General features: G+C 71.6%; 21 protein-coding genes and 1 pseudogene. 2 read left to right on the forward strand and 20 right to left on the reverse strand.

Annotated elements, in window-relative coordinates:
* Positions 1–329: 329 nt before the first annotated feature.
* The 9 genes and pseudogenes from ABH920_RS43930 to ABH920_RS43970 form a co-directional block, all read right to left on the reverse strand.
* Positions 330–1,649, reverse strand: a complete 1,320-nt coding sequence (locus ABH920_RS43930) for a Dyp-type peroxidase (RefSeq protein ID WP_370355283.1) — start codon at positions 1,647–1,649, stop codon at positions 330–332.
* Positions 1,650–1,657: 8 nt separating this feature from the next.
* Positions 1,658–3,451 (reverse strand): FixH family protein, encoded by a 1,794-nt coding sequence (locus ABH920_RS43935; protein ID WP_370355284.1) that lies wholly within the window; start codon positions 3,449–3,451, stop codon positions 1,658–1,660.
* Entirely contained in the window at positions 3,448–3,915 is a 468-nt protein-coding gene (locus tag ABH920_RS43940) for a copper chaperone PCu(A)C (RefSeq protein ID WP_370355285.1), read from the reverse strand. The genes ABH920_RS43935 and ABH920_RS43940 overlap by 4 nt, the downstream gene beginning before the upstream one ends.
* Complete coding sequence (locus tag ABH920_RS43945; protein WP_370355286.1) at positions 3,912–4,562, reverse strand: SCO family protein; 651 nt, start codon at positions 4,560–4,562, stop codon at positions 3,912–3,914. The genes ABH920_RS43940 and ABH920_RS43945 overlap by 4 nt, the downstream gene beginning before the upstream one ends.
* 45 nt (positions 4,563–4,607) lie before the next feature.
* Positions 4,608–5,369, reverse strand: coding sequence for a YcnI family protein (locus ABH920_RS43950; RefSeq protein ID WP_370355287.1), 762 nt, complete (start codon positions 5,367–5,369; stop codon positions 4,608–4,610).
* A 119-nt stretch (positions 5,370–5,488) separates the two neighbouring features.
* On the reverse strand, positions 5,489–6,193 hold the full coding sequence (locus ABH920_RS43955) for a hypothetical protein (protein WP_370355288.1): 705 nt from the start codon (positions 6,191–6,193) through the stop codon (positions 5,489–5,491).
* 117 nt (positions 6,194–6,310) lie between these two features.
* A pseudogene (locus tag ABH920_RS43960) lies at positions 6,311–7,411 on the reverse strand (IS30 family transposase).
* A 243-nt stretch (positions 7,412–7,654) separates the two neighbouring features.
* A complete protein-coding gene (locus ABH920_RS43965; RefSeq protein ID WP_370355289.1) occupies positions 7,655–8,143 on the reverse strand; it encodes an SRPBCC family protein in 489 nt (162 codons plus the stop codon).
* Positions 8,144–8,207: 64 nt separating this feature from the next.
* A complete protein-coding gene (locus ABH920_RS43970; protein WP_370355290.1) occupies positions 8,208–8,993 on the reverse strand; it encodes a PP2C family protein-serine/threonine phosphatase in 786 nt (261 codons plus the stop codon).
* A gap of 241 nt (positions 8,994–9,234) precedes the next feature.
* Between ABH920_RS43970 and ABH920_RS43975 the strand changes: the two genes are divergently transcribed.
* Positions 9,235–10,083, forward strand: a complete 849-nt coding sequence (locus ABH920_RS43975) for an SURF1 family protein (protein ID WP_370355291.1) — start codon at positions 9,235–9,237, stop codon at positions 10,081–10,083.
* On the opposite strand, the gene ABH920_RS43980 is transcribed toward ABH920_RS43975, so the two are convergent.
* Genes ABH920_RS43980 through ABH920_RS44015 form a run of 8 tightly spaced genes read right to left on the reverse strand, consistent with a single transcriptional unit; the run spans position 10,046 to position 16,313 of the window.
* The gene (locus tag ABH920_RS43980) at positions 10,046–10,492 is read right to left on the reverse strand and encodes a DUF3817 domain-containing protein (protein ID WP_370355292.1); all 447 of its coding nucleotides are present in this window, start codon (positions 10,490–10,492) and stop codon (positions 10,046–10,048) included. The two genes, ABH920_RS43975 and ABH920_RS43980, sit on opposite strands and share 38 nt — an antisense overlap.
* A 15-nt stretch (positions 10,493–10,507) precedes the next feature.
* The gene (locus ABH920_RS43985) at positions 10,508–11,044 is read right to left on the reverse strand and encodes a hypothetical protein (protein WP_370355293.1); all 537 of its coding nucleotides are present in this window, start codon (positions 11,042–11,044) and stop codon (positions 10,508–10,510) included.
* Complete coding sequence (locus tag ABH920_RS43990; RefSeq protein WP_370355294.1) at positions 11,044–11,232, reverse strand: hypothetical protein; 189 nt, start codon at positions 11,230–11,232, stop codon at positions 11,044–11,046. The genes ABH920_RS43985 and ABH920_RS43990 overlap by 1 nt, the downstream gene beginning before the upstream one ends.
* Positions 11,233–11,259: 27 nt before the next feature.
* Positions 11,260–12,651, reverse strand: a complete 1,392-nt coding sequence (locus ABH920_RS43995; RefSeq protein WP_370355295.1) for a DUF58 domain-containing protein — start codon at positions 12,649–12,651, stop codon at positions 11,260–11,262.
* Entirely contained in the window at positions 12,648–13,691 is a 1,044-nt protein-coding gene (locus ABH920_RS44000) for an AAA family ATPase (RefSeq protein WP_370355296.1), read from the reverse strand. The genes ABH920_RS43995 and ABH920_RS44000 overlap by 4 nt, the downstream gene beginning before the upstream one ends.
* 32 nt (positions 13,692–13,723) lie before the next feature.
* Positions 13,724–14,263, reverse strand: coding sequence for a hypothetical protein (locus tag ABH920_RS44005; protein WP_370355297.1), 540 nt, complete (start codon positions 14,261–14,263; stop codon positions 13,724–13,726).
* On the reverse strand, positions 14,263–15,261 hold the full coding sequence (locus tag ABH920_RS44010; protein ID WP_370355298.1) for a DUF4129 domain-containing protein: 999 nt from the start codon (positions 15,259–15,261) through the stop codon (positions 14,263–14,265). The genes ABH920_RS44005 and ABH920_RS44010 overlap by 1 nt, the downstream gene beginning before the upstream one ends.
* Positions 15,258–16,313 carry a hypothetical protein gene (locus tag ABH920_RS44015; protein ID WP_370355299.1) on the reverse strand — a complete coding sequence of 352 codons (1,056 nt, stop codon included), beginning with the start codon at positions 16,311–16,313 and terminating at the stop codon, positions 15,258–15,260. Before ABH920_RS44015 ends, ABH920_RS44010 begins: the two co-directional genes overlap by 4 nt.
* Positions 16,314–16,525: 212 nt before the next feature.
* Here ABH920_RS44015 and ABH920_RS44020 point away from each other — a divergent pair, with 212 nt between their 5' ends.
* Complete coding sequence (locus ABH920_RS44020) at positions 16,526–16,963, forward strand: CBS domain-containing protein (protein WP_370355300.1); 438 nt, start codon at positions 16,526–16,528, stop codon at positions 16,961–16,963.
* A 115-nt stretch (positions 16,964–17,078) separates the two neighbouring features.
* Here the strand turns inward: ABH920_RS44020 and ABH920_RS44025 are convergent, their stop codons facing one another.
* The 3 genes from ABH920_RS44025 to ABH920_RS44035 form a co-directional block, all read right to left on the reverse strand.
* Positions 17,079–17,993, reverse strand: coding sequence for an ABC transporter substrate-binding protein (locus ABH920_RS44025; protein WP_370355301.1), 915 nt, complete (start codon positions 17,991–17,993; stop codon positions 17,079–17,081).
* Between the two features lie 282 nt (positions 17,994–18,275).
* Positions 18,276–18,671, reverse strand: coding sequence for a rhodanese-like domain-containing protein (locus ABH920_RS44030; RefSeq protein ID WP_370355302.1), 396 nt, complete (start codon positions 18,669–18,671; stop codon positions 18,276–18,278).
* Positions 18,668–19,201, reverse strand: a complete 534-nt coding sequence (locus ABH920_RS44035) for a cysteine dioxygenase family protein (RefSeq protein WP_370355303.1) — start codon at positions 19,199–19,201, stop codon at positions 18,668–18,670. Before ABH920_RS44035 ends, ABH920_RS44030 begins: the two co-directional genes overlap by 4 nt.
* Positions 19,202–19,421: the final 220 nt, after the last annotated feature.

The following is a 19,421-nucleotide window of genomic DNA, read 5'->3' on the forward strand; positions in this document are numbered from 1 at the left end:
CGTCGGCCGGGTCCTTGCGACCGGCGAGGCCTACGCCAGACCCGAACACCACAAGAAGGGCACCAAACCCCGCCGAAAAGGTTAAACGACAAGCTCAACCTGGTTCCGAAACAGCATCAGAGCCTTGATAGCCTTCTGGGGTTAAACGGCAAGCTAAAACCCTGCGAAGCCGTCAAAAAGCCCTTGACTGTCAACCCACAAACAAACCGCACCCGCGACACCCACCCGCAACCACCAGCACCCACACATAGGCCAGCAGCGCCTAAAAATCGCCTGTAAACCACGGACCAGCCGCACCGCACCCGGCACCCACACAACCAGGAGCGCCGTCACCCTCCCGCCGGATCGAGCAAAGCCTGCCCTAGATACCCGCCGGCCTGCGGCGCCGGCACCATCGCGAACAAGGCGCTGGTCTCGTGTGTGGTGAAGCGGTTCAAGGCGTCCATGTCGCGCGTCAGGTGCTGTTGGACTGGGGTGAAGCCGTGGTTGGGGTCGGACTGCCAGGCCAGGAAGAGCAGGCCGGCGTCGGGCTCGCCGTCGGGGGTGAGGCCGTCGTCGTAGCTCAGGCCGCGGCGGAGCATGGCGGCGCCGCCGTTGTTGGCTGCGGCGGCCAGGCGGATGTGTGCGTCGCCGCGGATGGCCAGGGAGCCGTCGGGGTTCTGTGCCGCGAGGTTGACCGGGGTGTGCTCGACGCCGCCGGACAGGGGGGCGCCGGTGGACTTGTGTCGGCCGATCACCCGCTCCTGGTCGGCGGTGGTCTGCGCGTCCCAGGATGTCAGCAGCATTCTGATACGGCGGAACACGAGGTAGGAGCCGCCGCGCATCCACGTCGTCGGGGCGTCGGGGGCGACGTAGACCTTGCTTACGAAGTCCGGCTGCGCGGGGGTGGGGTTGTTGGTCCCGTCGATCTGGCCCATCAGGTTGCGGCCGGTCGCGGTGGGGTCGGGGGAGGAACCCGGCGCGCGGGAGAAGCCGGACATGATCCAGCGCGGCTTGGCCGTTCCGGCGGCGAGGCGGGTGAGCGTGCGCAGTGCGTGGAAGACGACGAGTGCGTCGTCGGCGGCCAGGACCACGCCGAGGTCGCCGTCGCTGCGTGCCGGATCGAGCTTCTCGGCGCGGAAGGCGGGCAGCGGGGCGAGCTGCGGCGGCCGGGAGGCGGGGTCGAGGCCGGCCTTGCCGAACAGCGAGGGGCCGAAGCCGACGGTGATGGTGAGGGAGCAGGGGCCGCTGCCGAGCGCGGTGGTGTCGGCGTCGCCGCTCGGGGTGCGGCCGGCGGTGAGGTCGGCGATGGCGGCGGTCCAGGACTGCATCAGGGCTTTGAGGTGAGCGGCGTCGGCGCCCGGGACGAGGTCGAACGCGGCGACGGTGCCGTGGCCCTGCTGGGTCGCGGGGACGGAGATGCCCGCCTGGTGCGGGAAGGGGGTGGCGACGGCCGTGGTGCCGAGGCCTACGACGAGGCCGCCGGCGGGAGTCGCGGAGTGCCCGTTGCCGCGGTTGTTGCCGCTGCTGTTGTCGTCGAGGAGAAGTGCGGAGGCCGCCGCGCCGACCGCCACGCCACCGATGCCGGTGGTGCCGACGGTGAGGATGGCGCGGCGGCTCGGACGCGTGCGGGAAGCGGCGGTCGGGGTTTCGGTGGTGTCTTCGATCATTGATGTTCTCACTTGCCCACGGCGACGTTCAGGATGACCGTCGCCTGGTCGATGTCGGTGGTCCGGACCGTCACCAGCACCTGCCACGCACCGGACATCGGCACCAGCACGTTGCTCGCGGTGTAGTGGCCCGGTCCGGCGGCCTGCAGGGTGATCTTGATCGGCCCGAGTTGCTGTGCCGGCAGCGCCAGCGAGGCGTCGACCTCGGGCACGGACTCCGGCTTGCCGGTCTTGTCCAGGACCGTGATCTGCATCTGGTCCGCGCCGACGCGCGCCGGGTCGAGGGTGACGTCGACGGTGCCGGTCCCGTTGGCGGACCCGGTGTTGAACGGGGACGAGATGGTCACCGGGCCGGCCTTCGGCGCGGTCTCGGAGGCCGGCTGCGACTCCACGAGCAGCGCCGTCACCGCCAGCACGACGATCGCCAGGCCGAACTCGGCCGCCACCGAGCGCCGCAGCCGGGCCAGATCCGGCGACGTTGCCGCCAGGATCCGCCGCGCCAGGAAGCCCAGCGCGATCAGCACCAGGAAGATGCTGGACTTGATGATCAGCATCCGGCCGTAGTCGGTGTTGAACAGCAGGTCCCAGTGCCGGACCTGGCGCCAGCCCTGGTAGACGCCGGTGGCGGCGAGGACGCAGACGGCGGTGAAAGCCGTGGTCGAGAAGCGGCGGACCAGCTTCAGGCGTTCCTCGTCGTCGATCCCCGCGAGCTGCGGTCCGAGGACGGAGGCGGCCAGCGCGGCCAGTCCGCCGATCCACGTCGCCATCGCCAGCAGGTGCAGCACGTCGGCCGGCAACGCCAGCGCGACCTGCGAGCCGGTGCCGGAGTGGTCGGCGATGGACCAGGTCACGGCCAGTGCGACGGCGACCGCCGCGCCGAGGCCGCCGGCGGCTTGGCGTGTCCGTACCGAGGCTTCGGCGAGCCGCGTCGCGATCCACGACACCATCACCCCGGCCGCGCCGAGCAGGATCAGGCGCCAGGCCAGCGCGGTGCCGAGCCGGGTGTGGAGGGTGGCGCGCAGGACATCCACGTCGAAGGTGCGGCCGAGGCCGAACCCGCCGCCGTAAGGACCCTGCAACAGCAGGCTCGCGACCGTCCCGAGCAGCAGCGCGAACCAGCCGCCGCCGATCAGCAGGCGCAGTCGGCGGTCGTGTGCGAGCTTGGGCGCGAAGGCTATGAGTAGTAGTGCGCCGCCGCCGAGCGCGGCGAAGCCGAGGTAGGCGAGCCAGCGGGCGACGCCGTAGACGATGCCGACGGTGCGCGAACCGCTCGGCGCGGCTTCGGCGCCGCCGGAGTTCGGTGCGGAGGTGGTGCCGATGGAGAACGTCCAAGCGCCGCGCACCGGGTGGGAGTCCGCTGAGATGACGCGCCAGGAGACGACGTAGGTGCCGTTCTTCAGGCCGGACTTCAGCGGCACGCTCGCGGTGCGCGGCTGGCCGCTGAGGTGGTCGGCCGAGCCGATCTCGACCTGCGATCCGTCGGGGGCGAAGACGCGCAGCGCGCCGAGTTGGAGCGAGACGGCTTCGTTGTAGGTGACGGTGACGCGGGCCGGGGCCGTGGGGAGCACCGCGCCGTCGGCCGGGTCGGTCGAGACGACGGTGGCGTGCGCGGAGGCGGCGGGGGCGACGGCCAGGCCCCAGACGCAGAGGACTGCTGTGAGGACGGCGACGGCGCGGCTGCGTATAAGGCCTTTGCGATCGCCTCGGTTGCCGCGGTCGCCGTGTGCGCCGCCGCGCACGACGGCGCGTGCGTTGCCGCGCGCGCCGCCGCCGCTGCCAGCCGCGGTCGAAGCGGTTGTCACTGGCCCGGTGCCGGGTCGAGGATCCCGATCACCGGCGCGGTCACGGTGATCGGCCCGGACGCGGCGAACGTCAACGTCAGCCGCACCGTCGTCCCCGGCTTGAGGGGGCCCGGATCGTCGATCATGAGGTGGTTGCCTCCGGGGGAGAAGTCCAGGCTGCCGTGCGCGGGGACCGGGGCCGAGGAGAGGGCGACCATCAGCGCGCCGTTGGTGGTGTGCATTGTGGCATGCCCGGTGGAGGCCGTGACGCCGGTCAGCGTGTCGTCCCCGCCGCCCTTGTTGGCGATGGTGAAGTACGCCGCCGCCTCGGCCGGGTTGGCCGGCTCGCGGACGTAGGCGTCGCTCACCGCCAGCTTCGCCGAGCGCGCCTCGGCGTCGCCGCCGGACCACAGCAGCAGGCCGGCGCCGGCGGCGAGCACCGCCACCGGGGCGATGAACGCGCCGGCCTTCAGTGGGAGGATCATGACAGGAGCGTGATGTCGTGGGCGATGTCCTTCGGCGCGACGCCGGAGAGCCAGACGACGTGCGCGAGGCCGTCGGTGCCGAAGGCGTTGACCTGGGTGCCGTGGTCCACCTCGATCGAGCCGTCCGGGTTCTTCTTCGGCGGCTCCACCGGCGTCGCGGCGAGCTTGGCGGCGTTGTCGACCTGCGCCACGGTGCCGGTCAGGCCGATGAAGGAGGGGTCGAACTTGCCTAGCCAGGCCTTCATCACCGGGCCGGTGTCCCGGTCGGGGTCGGTGGTGACGAAGACGACCTGGACCTTCGCGCGGGTGTCGGCGGGGATCAGGCGCAGGGCCGAGGCCAGGTCGGCCATGGTGGTCGGGCACTCGTCGGGGCAGTGGGTGTAGCCGAAGTAGACCAGGGTGAGCTTGCCTGCGGCGTTGGCCTTCAGGTCGTAGGGCTTGCCGTTGAAGTCGGTCAGGGTGACCGGCGGGATCGGGGTGGGGATCCCCAGCTCGGTGCCCTTGTACTTGGACTGCTGCGAGGAGACCTGGGAAACCTGCGCGACCTCCTGGGAGGGGCTGGCGCAGGCGGTGCTGAGCACGGCCAGCGCCCCGATGGCGGCCGCCATCGGGACGAGGCGTGCGATCCGGGTGGACCGCGGGTTCATTTCTTCTTCTCTCCGGGTCGGGATGTCGGGGTCAGGCTGTCGGGGTCAGGAGGGCTGGTTGTTCTTGCGGCGCACGGCCACGATCGCGGTGCCGAAGCCCAGGACGCCGATGCCGAGGCCGGCGATGCCGAGGGTGCGGGCGGCGGTGTCGCTGGTGCTGGCGGACTTGGCGTTCGCGGCCGCGTTCGCGTCGGCGGCCAGGCTGACCGAGGGCGCGGTGGTCGGGGCGCCGGTGGTGGTGCCAGTGCCGGTGCCCGTCGCGGCCGCCGCCGTCAGATGCAGCACCGGGGCCGGGTGGTCGGGCTCAGCCTGGCCGGGCTGCTGGACGTCGATCCAGCGCACGACGTTTCCGTCGGAGTACGTCTGGAGCGCCTTGAAGACGATCTTGTCGGTGTCCTTCGGCAGCGGGCCGAGCGAGACGTCGAACTCCTGGAACTGGCCCGGGTCGATCTTGCCGCCGGTCCAGACGATCTTGGACACGGCCTGGGTGACCTGGCCGTCGTCGGTCTTGATCGGGGTCGCGAGCTGGCTGGTGGTCGCGGTCGCGGTCCAACCGGGCACCGGCCGTACCGAGACCGAGGCGATCGGGTGGTCGACCGGGATGTCGACCTCCAGGCTGGTGGTCGAGGCGTTCGCCTCCTCGTTCGGGACGCGGAAGGAGACCTTGGTGTAGCCGCCCTGCGGTTCGGTGTTGGGGTTCACGGTCACGTGCGCTTCGGCGACCGAGGCCGCGGCGACCAGCGAGACGGCCGCGGTGGCGAGCAGGACGGTGGTCCGGCGCGTGCCGGAGGTGAGCTTCGTGGACATGCCTATCCAGGGGATGGGCCACGCGGTTTTCGGGCGTGGCGGATCGATGACGGTGTTGGGAGGCCGCATCGCGTCGGACAGGCGTGCCGGGGAACTTTTTTGACGAGTCCCGACGTGTGTCAGGCGAGTGCGGCGGCCGTCATCGGCGGACCGCGCCGCGCCAGGTCGAAGCGCAGGAGCCGGCCCGGGCCGAGGCGCGCCGGGGTGTGCGTGGTGATCGCGACGGCGCGGCGCGCAGGCGTCCACGCCACGAGCGCGACGACCAGCAGCACCAGCGGCGCGATCAGTGCCAGGCCGAGCGTCCGGGCCAGCGACCACACCGCCGCCTCGCCGCGCCGCAGCCACCAGGAGGCGACCAGCGCGGCGACGACGTGCGCGGCCAGCATGCCGCCGGTCATCGAGTGCTGCGGCTGCGCCGCGGTGGCGTGCGTGGCAACGTTCTGCATCGCCTGGGTGACGCCGGCCGGCTCGGTGTGCCCGCACCAGAACTCGCCGCGCGGCGGCATCGCCATCGGCATGCTCATGGGGTCGGCGCCGCGCTGGGCGGCGGCGAAGAGCTCGTGCAGGCCGACCTGCACGCCGGCCATCAGCACGAGGATGGTCGGCAGCCCGAGCTCACGCTGCGTGAGCGGCGCCACGACCAGCACCACGGCCGCCCCGCCGACGAGCAGCGCCCACCCGGGGATCGCGCCGACGGAGAACGCGTCGTGACCGACCGCGCCGACGAGCACGCAGAGCGCCGCGAAGACCACGGCGCGCGCGGCGCGCAGGGTCGGCGGCGGTGGCGGCTGCGATGGCTCGGCGGTCGGCATGGCACCAGACATGGTGCCAGGCGGGGGCGGGCGGGACGGCGGCGGGGTCGGGGTTTCGGCCGACTCGTTCTTTCACCCCGCCCCATCCGGGGCGGATTCGTGGGGTTGTCGCAACGGGTGACAATGTGTTCAGAGGAGCGTAGCCAGTTGTTGGGCGGGGGTTTGCCAGTCCAGGGTTTTGCGGGGTCGGCTGTTGAGTTCGGCGGCGACGGTCGCGAGGTGGTCTGGGCTGTGGACGGCTAGGTCGGTGCCTTTCGGGAAGTACTGGCGCAGCAGGCCGTTCGTGTTCTAGTTCGAGGCACGCTGCCACGGTTTGCCGGGGTCGCAGAAGTACACCGGGACGCCGGTGTCGATCGTGTATGCCTTGTGTCCGCCGAGTTCGGCGCCCTGGTCCCAGGTCAGCGACCGGACCAGATGAGCGGGCAAGGTCTGCACGGTCGCGGTCAGCGCGGCGCGCATCGTCTCGGCGGTGCGGTCGGCGGGCGGGTGCACCAGCATGACGTACCGGGTGGAGCGCTCGACCAGGGTACCGATCTGCGACTTCTGCCCCTTGCCGATGATCAGGTCGCTCTCCCGGTGGCCGGGGACCGCCCGGTCCTCCACTTCGGCGGGACGGTCGCAGATCATCACCATCGGGTCGGTGAACCGCGGCTGCCGCGTGCCGACCTGACGACGCGGCCGGCGCCGGATCCGACCGGTGCGCAGCGCCTCGGCCAGCTCCCGGCGCAGCTCACCGCGACCCTGCACATACAAAGCCTGATACACGGTCTCGATGGCCAGGTGCAGCTCAGGGCGGTCGGGGAACTCCATACACAGAGCCTCGCAGATCTGCTCCTGGCTCCACTTGCGGGCCAGGCCGGCCACCACGAACGCCCGCAGTTCCGGGAACACGTCGATCTTCCGGGGCTTGGGTCGGGGACGCCGGGACTCAGCCCGGGTCCGGGCCGACCGCGGGCGGTACTGCCCGCTGGTCGGGTGCCGGTCGCGCCGGAACTCCCGGCTGACCGTCGAGGCCGCCCGGCCCAACTCGGCCGCGATCGACCGCACCGACGCCCCCGCGTCCAACAGGCCCGCGATCGTCAGCCGTTCGACTTCGTCGAGGAACCGGCCCGAATGCACCGCGCCCTGCAACAGATCGGCACGAACAGCCCTCCGCGGATCGGACCGGCCGTTGCGCCACTCCCGACCGGTCCGCGGGTTCACCCCAACCCGCCCGACACGCCGCACCATTGCTCAAACCTTGATCCACAAGACGGAAGTATTCCGCCCGCCCCGCCCACAACCGATCGCCGGGCCCACCCCGAGGAACCCGATCCACCCGAACCTCAAACCCCACAACAACCCTCCAACCAGGAGCGTTGCCACGTCCACAAGAACCTAAGCGGGGGTCTCACCACCCTCGGCTCAATGATCCCAGATCGTCAAGGCCCGAATGAAGTACTCGCGCGCCTTAACCGCCCGATCGGCGCAGCGCTACGCGGCCGCGCCGAGCATCCGGTCCAGCCGCCCCAGTGCCCGCCGCGTGGCCAGTGCGATCCCCGGGGCTGAGGCGCGGACCGCGGCGGCGGTCGGGAGTGCCGCGTCCACGGCCATGGTCCAGACGACGCGGGTGCCGGCGGGGGTGTCCAGGACTGCCCACTGCTCGGCCATGGCGCGGATGCCGGGGACGGTGGTGCGCTCGATGCGGTAGGCGTAGCGGTCGGGCGTGTCCCAGGCGAGGATCTGCTCGTGGAAGGTCACGCCGCCGACCAGGCGGACCCGGCGTTTCGTGCCGACGCCGAAGGGGCCCGGGCCGCCGTACTGCGCCTCCGCCACCGCGCCGTACCAGCGCGGGAGGTCGGACACGTCGTGGGCTATGGCGTCGAAGACCGCTTTCGGCGCGGCGGTGAGCGTGCCGGAGAAGGACAGGCGGATGGGGGCTGTGTTCAGGAAGTCGAGGTCTACCGGTCGCGTCGCGTACATGCGCTCACTTTAGGCGCCTGCGACAGGCGTACCTCGCGCGCCGGGACATGGCGCTGATGCCCGCTCAGCTTATGCGGCTGACCAGCAGGGCCCTGTCGTCCCCTGCGTACGCCTCGCCGGGCAGCAGCATCAGGTGCCGGCACACCGTCTCCGGCGACTCCGCGCACACCAGCTGCGCTGCCATGCGTAGCCGCTCCATGCCGTCCTCGATGTCGTCGCCGGGCTTCTCGACCAGGCCGTCGGTGTACAGCACCAGGGTGTCCGAGGGCACCAGGGTGAACTGCGCGACCGGGCGGTGCTCGTTCTCGCGGACCCCGAGCGGCAGGCCTTTCGCCTGGTCCAGCCAGTGCGTGACGTAGGCGCCGGCGCGCTCGACCACCAGCAGGGGTGGCGGGTGTCCCGCTCCGCTGTAGCGGACGCGGCCGGTGGCGCGGTCCAGGACCAGGACGCAGGCGGTCGCGGTCGTGTCGTTCGGCAGATACGCCGAGACGAAGCGGTCCAGGCGGCGCAGGATCTCCGCCGGGTCGTCCGTGTCCAGGGCGTAGGCGCGCAGCGCGTTGCGGAGCTGCGCCATCACCACCGCCTCGCCGAAGCCGTGGCCGGCGACGTCGCCGATGACCCAGGTCACGGTGCCCGGGACCGGTTCGAAGACGTCGTACCAGTCGCCGCCGACGTTGTGGTGGCGCGCGGCCGGGACGTACTCGGCGGCCGTCACCAGGCCTTTGACCTCCAGGACGGAGGGGAGCAGGGAGCGTTGGAGGCGTTCGACGATGCGGGCGTCGTCGTCCTTGGGCGCGCGGGGACGCCCCGGCGCGGCCGGCTGCTGCGGCCGCGGTTCCTGCGCGTGCACGTCACCTCCAACGCGGGGAATACCGGCTCCGGCGTATCCGAAAGCCCAGTTCATTGTGCAGGATCATGGTGTCGCCGCGCCGTGGTGACCACCGGGCGTCGGCATGGCGGCATCGAGACCGACACCTTCCGTCGCACTCAGAGTATTCCCTCCGTGACTCACTACGGAGTAGGAGCCGCGCTTTCGTGCCGAAAAGCGACCCGATTCTTACCGCTCTCACAGCCGTGGGAAGCTGGGGGCGATGAAGTACCGCTTCCTGTTCCGACCCGCCTGGCTGGCGGCGATCACGGCCCTGATCGTGCTCACCGTGGCCTTCGTCGGCCTGGGCATGTGGCAGTGGTCGCGAGCGCACCGCACGCACAAGCTGAGCCCGCAGGCCGCCGCGGCGTACGTCACGCCGGCCCCGCTGGCCCAGCTCCTCAAGGACGGCTCCCCGGCCACCGACGACGCCATCGGGCACGCGGTCAGTGTTTCCGGGGTCTTCGACGGCGCGCACCAGCTCCTGGTTCCGGACCGCCGCTTCCCGGACGGCCGGATCGGCTACATCGTCATCGCGCCGCTGAAGCTCTCCGACGGCAGCGTCGTGGTCGTCAGCCGGGGCTGGTCGGCGCAGCGGATCACGCCGCCGCCGACTCCGTCCGGCCAGGTCACCGTCACCGGCTGGCTGTCCGCCGAGGAGCCCGCCGACGGCGCTCCGCCGGACGCGGCCGACGTGGCCGCCAAGGACCCGGCGCACCTGATCGCCTCGGTGGACGTGGCGACGCTGGTGAACACCTGGCCGTACACCGACCTGGACCAGGCGTACGTCAACCAGACCGGCGTCACGCCGGCCGGCCCGGACGACGGGACGCTCACCGCGATCCCGGCTCCGGCGCCGCCGAACACCTCGTCCTGGTACATCCTCAACGTCGGCTACACGTTGCAGTGGTGGCTGTTCGGCGTGGTGGGCCTGTGCTGGTTCGTCATCTACGTCCGCCGCCTCGCGAACCCGGCCCCGCCCGAAGAAGAGGACGAGGCCGAGGAAGGCGACGAAGAGGAAGAGCTCGAAGAGCTCACTCCGCCTGAGCAGGCTCCGGCGACGGCGCCGTAGCGTCCCCGCCCTGCGCGCCGACGGCGACCGCGGCCTTGGTCCGCGCCGCCTTCGCCGCGGTCTTGGCCTTCTTCTTCGCCGCGCGCTCCTGCGCCTCGGCGAGCAGCCGCTGCGTGTCCTTCACGACGATCCGCTCGTAGTAGAAGGCCAGGAACGGCACCACGCCGACCAGCAGGATCAAGATGGTGCGGATCGGCTTGTACCGGGCCCGCAGACACAGGTCGAGCGCCACGATCAGGTACAGCATGTAGCCGTAGCCGTGGATGATCGCGACCGGCTTCTCCAGCGTCTTGTTGTGGGCCCACAGCTGCAGCGGGATGACCACGAAGGTGAGAATCAGCAGCATGGTGCCGGTGAACAGCGCCATCACGCGGTAGCGCTTGATGGCGCCGGAGGTCAGCGTAGTCATTCGGAGGACCTGTCCCTAGCTTTCAATTGGCCCAGTTTTGGCGTTTGGTTCTCCCGCGGAGCCTACCCGCCGTTCCTCGGCGCTCCCGAAGGCGGTCGCCAATGCGGCGCCGACCGCGGCCGCCCCGGCGATCGCGACCAGGACCGGCCGGTACGCCCCGCTCGACGCCGGCAGCGCGACCAGCGCGGTCGCCCCCGCGATCAGCGCGGCCAGCGTGATCAGGAACGCCGGGGAGGCGGTCCGCCGCAGCACTCCCGGCGGGATGGTGAGCACGTCGGTCAACAGCAGGTAGCCGGCCAGCAGCACGGCGTCGACGCCGGCGGCCCACGCTTGCGGCTTCTCGCAGGCGACCAGCACCACGAACGCGCCGACCAGCAGCGTGTTGCGATGCACGGTCGCCACGTGGTGGATGCGCATGGACGCCAGGACCGGACGCCCGGTGTACGGCTGCGCGAGGACGGCGAACACCACGACGCAGAACGTCAGCTCCACGACCGACTCCGCCTTCGGCGGCCAGGTCCACATCGGCACCCGGGTGCCCATCACGGCCATCACGACGCCGTAGGCGGCCCAGAACAGCGGGCTGACGAGGAGGCCGTCGACGAGACCGCCGCCGCCGGCGTCAATGCCGGCAGTGCCGGCAGTGCCGGCAGCGCCTGTGCCGGCAACACCAGCGCCGGCAGCGCCAGCGCCAGCGCCAACAACACCAGCGCCAGCAGCGCCAGCGCCGGCAACGCCACCAGTGCCGCCGCCCTCGCCTGCCGCGCTCATCGCGTCCTCCCGGCCAACGGCGCCTGCTGCAACGGAGCCAGCGCCAGATCCAGCGGCTCGATCCCGTCCCACGTCACCACCGGCACCCCCAACTCGCCGAGCACGAACCGCACCGCCTGCCGGTCCAGCCGCCACAGCCGCAGCGCCAGCGCGTCCAGATGGTCCGGCTTGGCGCCGGTGGTCGGCGCCGGCTCGTGCGCCAGCACGTCGATCACCACCAGCGGGTGCCCGCGGTCGGAGAGCTCGCTGATCGCCTCGACCACGCCGGGGTCGAGCAGCGGGCTGAAGACGTAGACCATCGCCCCGCGCGGCAGCACGCGGGTCGGGACCCGGCTCAGCCCGCCGATCTCGTACGTGAAGTCCTTGCGCAGGTCCATGACCGTCTGCGCGATCCGGTACAGGTATCCGTTGCCCGATCCCGGCGTCAGCCACTGCACGCGGCCGGACAGCGTGACCAGGCCGATCCGGTCGTGCGCCTTGAGGTACGCCTGCGCCAGGCCCGCCGCGCCGCGCACCGCGGTGTCCAGCGTCGAGCGCGGACGCGGGTTGGCCGGATCCGGCGGCTGCGGCAGGTCGGACAGCGCGTCCACGACCACCACCGCCTCCGCGGCGCGCTCGGCCTCGAAGGTGTTGACCTGCAGCTCGCGGCGCCGGGTGGTGGCCGGCCAGTTGATCCGGCGCTGGCGGTCGCCGAACACGTAGGGCCGCACCTGGATGAACTCCACGCCCTCGCCCGGCGTGCGCGCCGAGTGCTCGCCGAAGCGGTCCGGGAAGCGCACCGGGGCCAGCGTCGTCTCGTCGGGGGCCGGGACCGGGAAGGCCTCGACCTCGCCGAGGTCGGCGTGCAGCGAGGTGAGCCGGAGCCCGGCGGTGTCGTGGACGTCGATCGCGACCGCGCCGAGCGACCACCGGCCCCAGCGCGGGACCAGCAGCTTCGCGGTGATCACGCCGCCGGTCAGCTCCAGCGACTCCAGCGTCACGCCGGAGGGCGCCGGAGCCCCGCCGAAGCCGTGGTCGTCGCGGGAGCGCGGGGGCAGGTACTCCTGGCGGGTCCAGCCCGCGGCGGCGTCGGCGGCCAGCCGGATGGTCGCGGTCAGGATCTCACCCTCGAAGCAGCGGCGATCGGGGACGTCGACCTCGGCGCGGATCCGCTTGGGATGCGTGCCGGTGTGCGCGGTGAGCATCAGCAGCGGCACCGCGGCCAGCGGCACGCACCACCACGCGCCGAACACCACCGCCGGGACCACCGCGCAGATGGTCGCGGTCAGCAGCCGGGCGGCGCGTTGCGAGGGCCGCCAGACGGCCGGGGCGGTGGGTTTCGACGGCGTGGACTTGGCCGCCGGGCCGGGCTGGGATCCGGGCTGGGATCCGGGCTGGGGCTGGCTCATCGGTGCGCGCCAGCCGGCTTCTGGGCCGGCTCCGGGCTCTGGGTCGGCGAGCTCCCGACCACGGCGTCCTGCTGCCGCGGCAGCGTCCGCGGCGTCGGCGTCGCGGCCAGCAGCGAGGCCACGACCTCGTCCGCCGACACCCGCCGCACCCACAGCTCCGGCCGCAGGCTGATCCGGTGCGCCAGCGCCGGGACGGCGACGGCCTTGACGTCCTCGGGGATCACGTAGTCGCGCCCCGACAGCACCGCGCGCGCCCGCGCCAGCTGCACCAGCGCCAGGCCGCCGCGCGGGCTCGCGCCGACCTGCACCTGTGTCGCCGCGCGGGTGGCGTTGACCAGGGCCACGACGTAGTCCACGACGTCGGCGGAGACCTCCACGGTCTCCAGCGAGGCGCGCATCGCCAGCAGCTCGGGGGCGTCGACGATCCGCTCCAGCTCCACCTTCTCGGCCCGGCGGTCCAGGCGGCGCAGCAGCATGGCGGCCTCGTCGGTCGGCGGCAGGTACCCCATCCGGACCCGCAGCAGGAACCGGTCGAGCTGGGCCTCGGGCAGCGCGTAGGTGCCTTCGTACTCGATCGGGTTGTCGGTGGCCAGGACCACGAAGGCCGGGTCCAGCAGGTGCGACTTGCCGTCCACCGACACCTGGCCCTCGCCCATCGCCTCCAGCAGCGCGGCCTGGGTCTTCGGCGGCGTGCGGTTGATCTCGTCGGCCAGCAGCAGCTGGGTGAACACCGGGCCCGGCCGGAACACCATGTCGCCGCCGCGCTGGTCGTAGAACGGGGCGCCGGTGACGTCCGAGGGCAGCAGGTCCGGGGTGAACTGGATGCGCGTGAAGTCCAGGCCCAGGGCGGTGGCGAAGGACCGGGCCATCAGGGTCTTGCCGAGCCCGGGCAGGTCCTCGATCAGCACGTGCCCGCCGGCCAGCACGCCGAGCAGGACCAGCTCCAGGGCGGCGCGCTTGCCGACGACGGCCTTCTCCACCTCGTCCAGCACGGCGAGCGCCTTGCGGCAGGTCTGCTCGGGGGTCAGGTCGTCGGACATCGGTTCTCCTCTGGTCTGGTCTGGCTGCCCGCTCACATCCGCTCCAGCCGCTCGATCAGCTCGGCGACCGCACGGATCGGGACTTCGGCGGGCCTGCCCTTGGGCGGGTTCGCGCCCGGGGTGGCGGCGGTACTCGTGATCGCCGCCGGATCGACCAGCGGCCACAGATCTTTTCCGATCAGCTGCGCGGCGGCCTGCGGGTTCCGGTACAGGTTCACGCCGTGCTTCTCGGCCACGCGCGCCGCCGCCAGCCGGGTCAGCTCCCGGCGCAGCCCGCGTTCGTAGCCGCCGCGCTCGCGGGTGTTGCGGAGCATGGAGCCGTACCAGGCCACGCCGATGTAGTGGCGCTCCAGCACGCGCTCGCGGACCTCGGCGTCCATTCCGAGGGTGCGGCCGGACACGGTGTACCAGGCGCCGAGCACGATGGCCGCGACGCAGGCGCCGAGGGCCGGGCCCAGCCACCGGGTGCCGAGGACCAGCTCGGCCACCGAGCCGACCACGGCGGTCATCGCGGCCAGCGCGACACCGATCGCGATCCACCGGCGGCGCTCGACGCGGGACAGTCCGTCCATCAGCCCCTCCCGGAGGTCTTTGCCGACGTCGCCGCCGATGCCGATGCGGACGCCGTTGCCGACGCCGCCGCCGCAGCAGCCCTGATTCGCTCGTTCGCGGCTTCCAAGGCCTCCGCGCGCTCCCGCAGATGCTCGGAGATCGCGCGCAACGCCTCGCGCGCCGCGTCCCGGTGGCTCTCGGCGATCGGGTGGTGCGAGAAGCGGGCTTCGCGGAACAGGTCGGTGAGGTCGCGGGCCGGCGCCTCGGGGATGAGCTGCGCCGCGGTGACCCGGCGCAGGAACTCCTCGGGGGTGTCGGTCGCGCGCCGCAGTCCGCCGCCGGCGCTGACCGCCAGCTCCATCGCCGAATAGCAGGCGATGACGGCCTCGCGGGCGTCGCCCTCGTACTCCAGCGCTTCAGTCCCGGCCGCGACGGCCTCGGCGAGCTGTTCGAGCTCGGGGGCCAGCGGCTCGAAGTCGACCGTCGCCACCGGCTTGATCGCCCAGCGGCGCCACAGGAGCCGGAACAGTACGTAGGCGACCAGCGCGACCGCCGCCGCGACGACGAGGACCAGCACGGTCTGCACGATCCAGGCGGCGATCGGCGCGCCGGGGCGGCCGGTGGCCGGCTTCAGCGTCACGCCGGGGTCGATCTTGGGGGTGCGCGTGCCGGACGCGCTGTTCGGGGCGTTCGGATTCGGCGGCGGAGGCTGGGGTTTGCGGCCGAGGAACACCAGGCCTATCGGGGTGAGGATGGCGGCCGCCGCGAGCAGCACCGCGGTGGCCGTGCCGGCCCGGTGCAGGACGCCGTAGCCGTCGTCGCGGTGCTTGGCGAAGTTCGTGGCCACGATGACCAGGACGATCACGGCGCCCAGCGCCATCGCCGGCCGCGCGCCCTCCCACAGGCCGGAGCCGACGCCGGGGTTCAGCGGACCGTCGGGGCGGGAGGCGACCGCCATCGCCGCGACGGCGAGGACGACCACCGCGGCGGGCAGCCAACGCCTGGGATTGCCCGTCATGCGGTTCCGGCGTTCTGCTCCGCGGCGCGCTTGGCGCGGATCTTCGCGGCCTGCCGGGCCAGCGCGTGCTCCAGGCCCCGGTCTATGTGCCCGCCGACCTGGCGGACCTCCTCGATCTCGGCGCTGGCGGCCTGGTGCACCTCGGACGGGATGGTCCTCAGGTTGGCCGGCAGGGCCTTGACCGCCTGCCACAGCGAGATGTCTTCCATGCCCAGGGCCAGCTCGGAGTGCTTGCGCATCAGCGTGACCAGATGGCGCCGGCGCAGGTGGGCCAGGCTGTCGGCGGTCTTCAGGGCGATCGCCCAGATCAGCAGGTTCAGCACCGGGACCGCGACCAGCCAGGTCGCGTAGTGGATGTTGTCCGAGGTCAGCCAGGACGGCCGGTGGTGCATGCGCTCGGCGGAGTGCTTGACCTGCTGTTCCATCCAGGCCGGGAAGCCCATCACGGTCGCGGTGCCCAGCGAGGTCAGCGCGAACGGGATGCCTATGTAGGCGCCCCAGCGCGGCCAGGTGGTCGTGGCCTGCAGCCGGTGGCGCAGCCGCATGAAGGGGCACGGGAACAGCACCGAGGCCAGGTTGCCGGCGGCGATCGGGGCCAGCGGCAGCTCGGCGATGATCGGCCAGTTGTGCTTGACCCAGTGGTGGTCCTTGGTCAGCAGGATCACCAGGCCGGCGACGCCGAAGGCGAATCCGGCCTCGAAGATGTAGAGCACCTGGTTGCGCACGCGCAGCATGCGCGCCGGGTCGCCGCCGCCGGACAGGACCCTGATGGCCCACTCGGGCTCGGCGGCCAGCTGGTTGGTCAGCGAGGCGTCGGCGACCGCGGTCAGCACGGTGGTGACGATCAGGGTCAGCGGATCGCGCACCTGGTGCCCGAAGGGGTCCCAGTACAGGAAGGCGCCGGTGGCCAGGCCCATGCCCATCGAGGCCAGCATCCCGAACAGCCAGTCCGGCCACACCCTCAGCACGCGGATGAGCTCCCGGGGGAGCGTCACCTTCGGCGCCGGGAGCGGGTTGGCTCCGGCCAGGGCCGTCGTGACGGCCTCGGTCATGGTGTGGCTCCCCCCTTGTCGCGCCCCGTGAAGGCTACTTCATGGCTCGCCAAGGGAGGATAACCCGTTTGGAGTACCTACGGCGGGTGATGGGGCCTCGGCGACCAGTAACCCGTCTGGCAGATTATGACAAAGCGGCCAGGGTCGGCGAAGGCCAAGCTAATCGGGGACAGCTCTGTCTTTTCGGTGCGGTTGCCGCAGCAGGAGGATGTATGGTCACGGTCCGCGATGTGATGACCGAGGCACCCAAGTCGGTGCTGGAATCGGACAACCTGGTGCACGTGGCCCGGGTGATGCGCGACGAGGACGTCGGCTGCGTGCCGGTGGTCGACGGCGCGGGCAAGCTGCTGGGCATGCTCACCGACCGCGACCTGGTGGTCGAGGCGATGGCGGCGAACGACGACCCGACCGTCCGGCAGGCCGGGGAGATGATGCGCGGCGGGATCCACACCGTCGACGCCGACGCCCCGGTGACGAACGCGGTGGAGACCATGGGCCGCCACCGGATCCGGCGGCTGCCGGTGGTGTCCGGCGGGAAGCTGGTCGGCGTGGTCGGGGTCGCGGATTTGGCCAAGAATTTGCCGACCGCGGCGGTCGGGGAGCTGATGGCGCTGATCTCGAAGTCGGGCCATAAGGACAAGCTGCCGTAAAGCGGTCAGGTGGTTGATTCGGGGTTTGCTCGAGGATCAGTCAGGGCCGGAGGTGATGTTCGCCTCCGGCCCTGACTGTCGTTTCGCAGTGCTACTAGTTACTACTGGCCACCGATTACTTGCCCAGGCCCACGGACGTCAGCCACGTCTTGGCCACGTCCGACGGGTCCTTGTGCTCGGTGACGACCTGCTCCAGGAGCGAGGTCAGCGTCGTGGTGTCCAGCTTGGCCGACACCGCGTTCAGCGCGTCCACGCCGGCCTGCGGCAGGTTCTTCTTGTCCACCAGCGGGACCACGTTCTGCACGCCGAACAGGCCCTTGTCGTCGTTGAGCACCACGAAGCCGTTGGTCTTGATGGCCGGGGTGGTGCTGTACAGGTCGACGACCTGGGCGTCGCCGTGCTGGAGCGCGGAGACGGTCTGCGGGCCGGAGTTGTCCAGCGCCTTGAAGTCCTTGAAGGACAGCCCGTAGACGCTCTGCAGGCCGAGCAGGCCCTGCTGGCGCGTCTTGAACTCCGGCGCCGAGCCGATGACCAGGTCCTTGGCGTACGGCGCGAGGTCTGAGATGTTCTTCAGGTTGTCCTTCGTCGCCAGCGCCTGGGTGACCACGAGCGAGTCGTTGTCCTGGGCGGCGGCCGGGTTGAGGATCTCCAGGTTGCTCGGCAGCTTCGCGCTCACCGCGGAGTCCACGGCGGCCTGGGTGGTCTCGGTCGCGGTCTTGTCCAGGTAGGCGAGCAGGGCGCCGTTGTACTCCGGGACGACGGTGATCGAGTCCGACTTCAACTGCTGGAACAACACGTCGCGCTGCCCCACGTTGGGTTTGCGCTCCACGGAGATGCCCTTGGCCTCGAGTGCCTGGGCGTAGATCTCCATGAGCAGCGCGTTCTCAGGGAACGCCGCCGAGGCCACGGTCACCTTCGAGCCGCTCTTGGCGCTCGACGAGCAGGCGCTCAGGGCGCCGGTGGCGGCCAGCGCGAGCGCGAGGGCTCCGCCGACGACCCGGGTCTTGGAACCAGTAGTACGAAGTTGCATGTTAATTCCCCTCCAGACACATAGACATGTCGAACCTAGCAACCGCCGCCGACAGCGGCAGCCTTCCCACAAAGCCGTTTCGAGACCTTTTCGAGACCGTTTGTGGCTGCGACCGGCCCGGTCTGGATCAAGATGCTGTGGCCGAGGGTTCAGTGCTGCTTCGGCCATCCGCGTTACGCGGTCGGGTGGAGCGTGGTCGATCGGGGCTCCGACCCGGCTCGGACCTGGCCCCGAACCGGCACCGACTTGGCACCTACTTAGCTCCGACCTGGCCCGACCTGCTTACGGCAGCGCCGGCTTGCCGCCCGGCTCGGTCGGCAGCCCGGCGGCGGCCCACGCGCGGAAGCCGCCGACCAGGTCGGTGGCCCGCGTCAGGCCCAGCAGCTGCAGGTCGCGGGCGGCCAGGCTGGAGGCGTAGCCCTCGTTGCAGAACACGATGACCCGCGACTCGGCCGTGACGCCGGACAGGCGCCACTCGCTGTCCGGCGAGAGCCGCCACTCCAGGTGGATGCGCTCGACCGGCAGCGCGCCGGGGATCTCGCCCTCGGCCTCCCGGTTCGCGTACGGCCGGATGTCGATCAGCAGCGCACCCTCGGCACGCAGGGCGTCGGCCTCGTCCGGCGTGACGCGCGTCAGCCCGGAGCGGGCCTTGTCCAGGAAGGCGTCCGCGGAACTCAAACCAGGTCCTCCAGGCTCTCGTACTCCCGGGTGGGGAGCAGCGGGGGCGAATAGGCGTGCACGGTCGCGGCGGGACCGATACCCGTTTGCCGGACGATATGCGCGCGATCGCCGCCGAATCCCAGACCGTCACCGACCTGTAGCTTCCGGACCCCGATGGGACCGCCGGGATAGCGGTGCTCCTCCTGCACCTCGCCGGTCAGCACGGCGAAGGAACCGGCGGCACCGCCGTGGTCGTGCGGCCGCGTGCCCTGCCCGGGCAGCCAGCTGAGCAGCCACACCTCGACCCCGCGGGTCAGCGCCAGCCGCGTCCACCACCGCTGCGGCTCGGTGTACTGCAGCAGCGGGCGGAGGCGGTCGGCGTAGGTGCCGGCCAGCGCCGCGGTCAGGTCCCTGAGCTGCGTCGGGGTCCACAACGGGCGGTCGGGGATGACGAGGTCGCGCAGAAAGGGGTCGGCGACGTCGTAGTCGAGATTGGCGCCGAGGCCGAGTTCGAGGTCAGGCGTGGGCGTCTGCAAAGCCGAGGACATGTCTGCTCCGGGGTCCGGGATGTGAGGTCGAGGTCGGGAAGGCCCCGGTACACATGCAGGACGCCACGCGCAGCAGGTCGACCGGGCGGTCGGACCAGGCGAGCAGCGGAGCGGACATGCGCAGATGCTGACACGGGCGGGCGGTGGCGTGGCGGGGGCGCCCGGGATGTGGACGCGGGTGTGTCTCACGGGGTGTCGGATGGCGGACGCGGGGTGTCCG

It is taken from the genome of Catenulispora sp. EB89 (genome assembly GCF_041261445.1).
GTDB lineage: Bacteria > Actinomycetota > Actinomycetes > Streptomycetales > Catenulisporaceae > Catenulispora.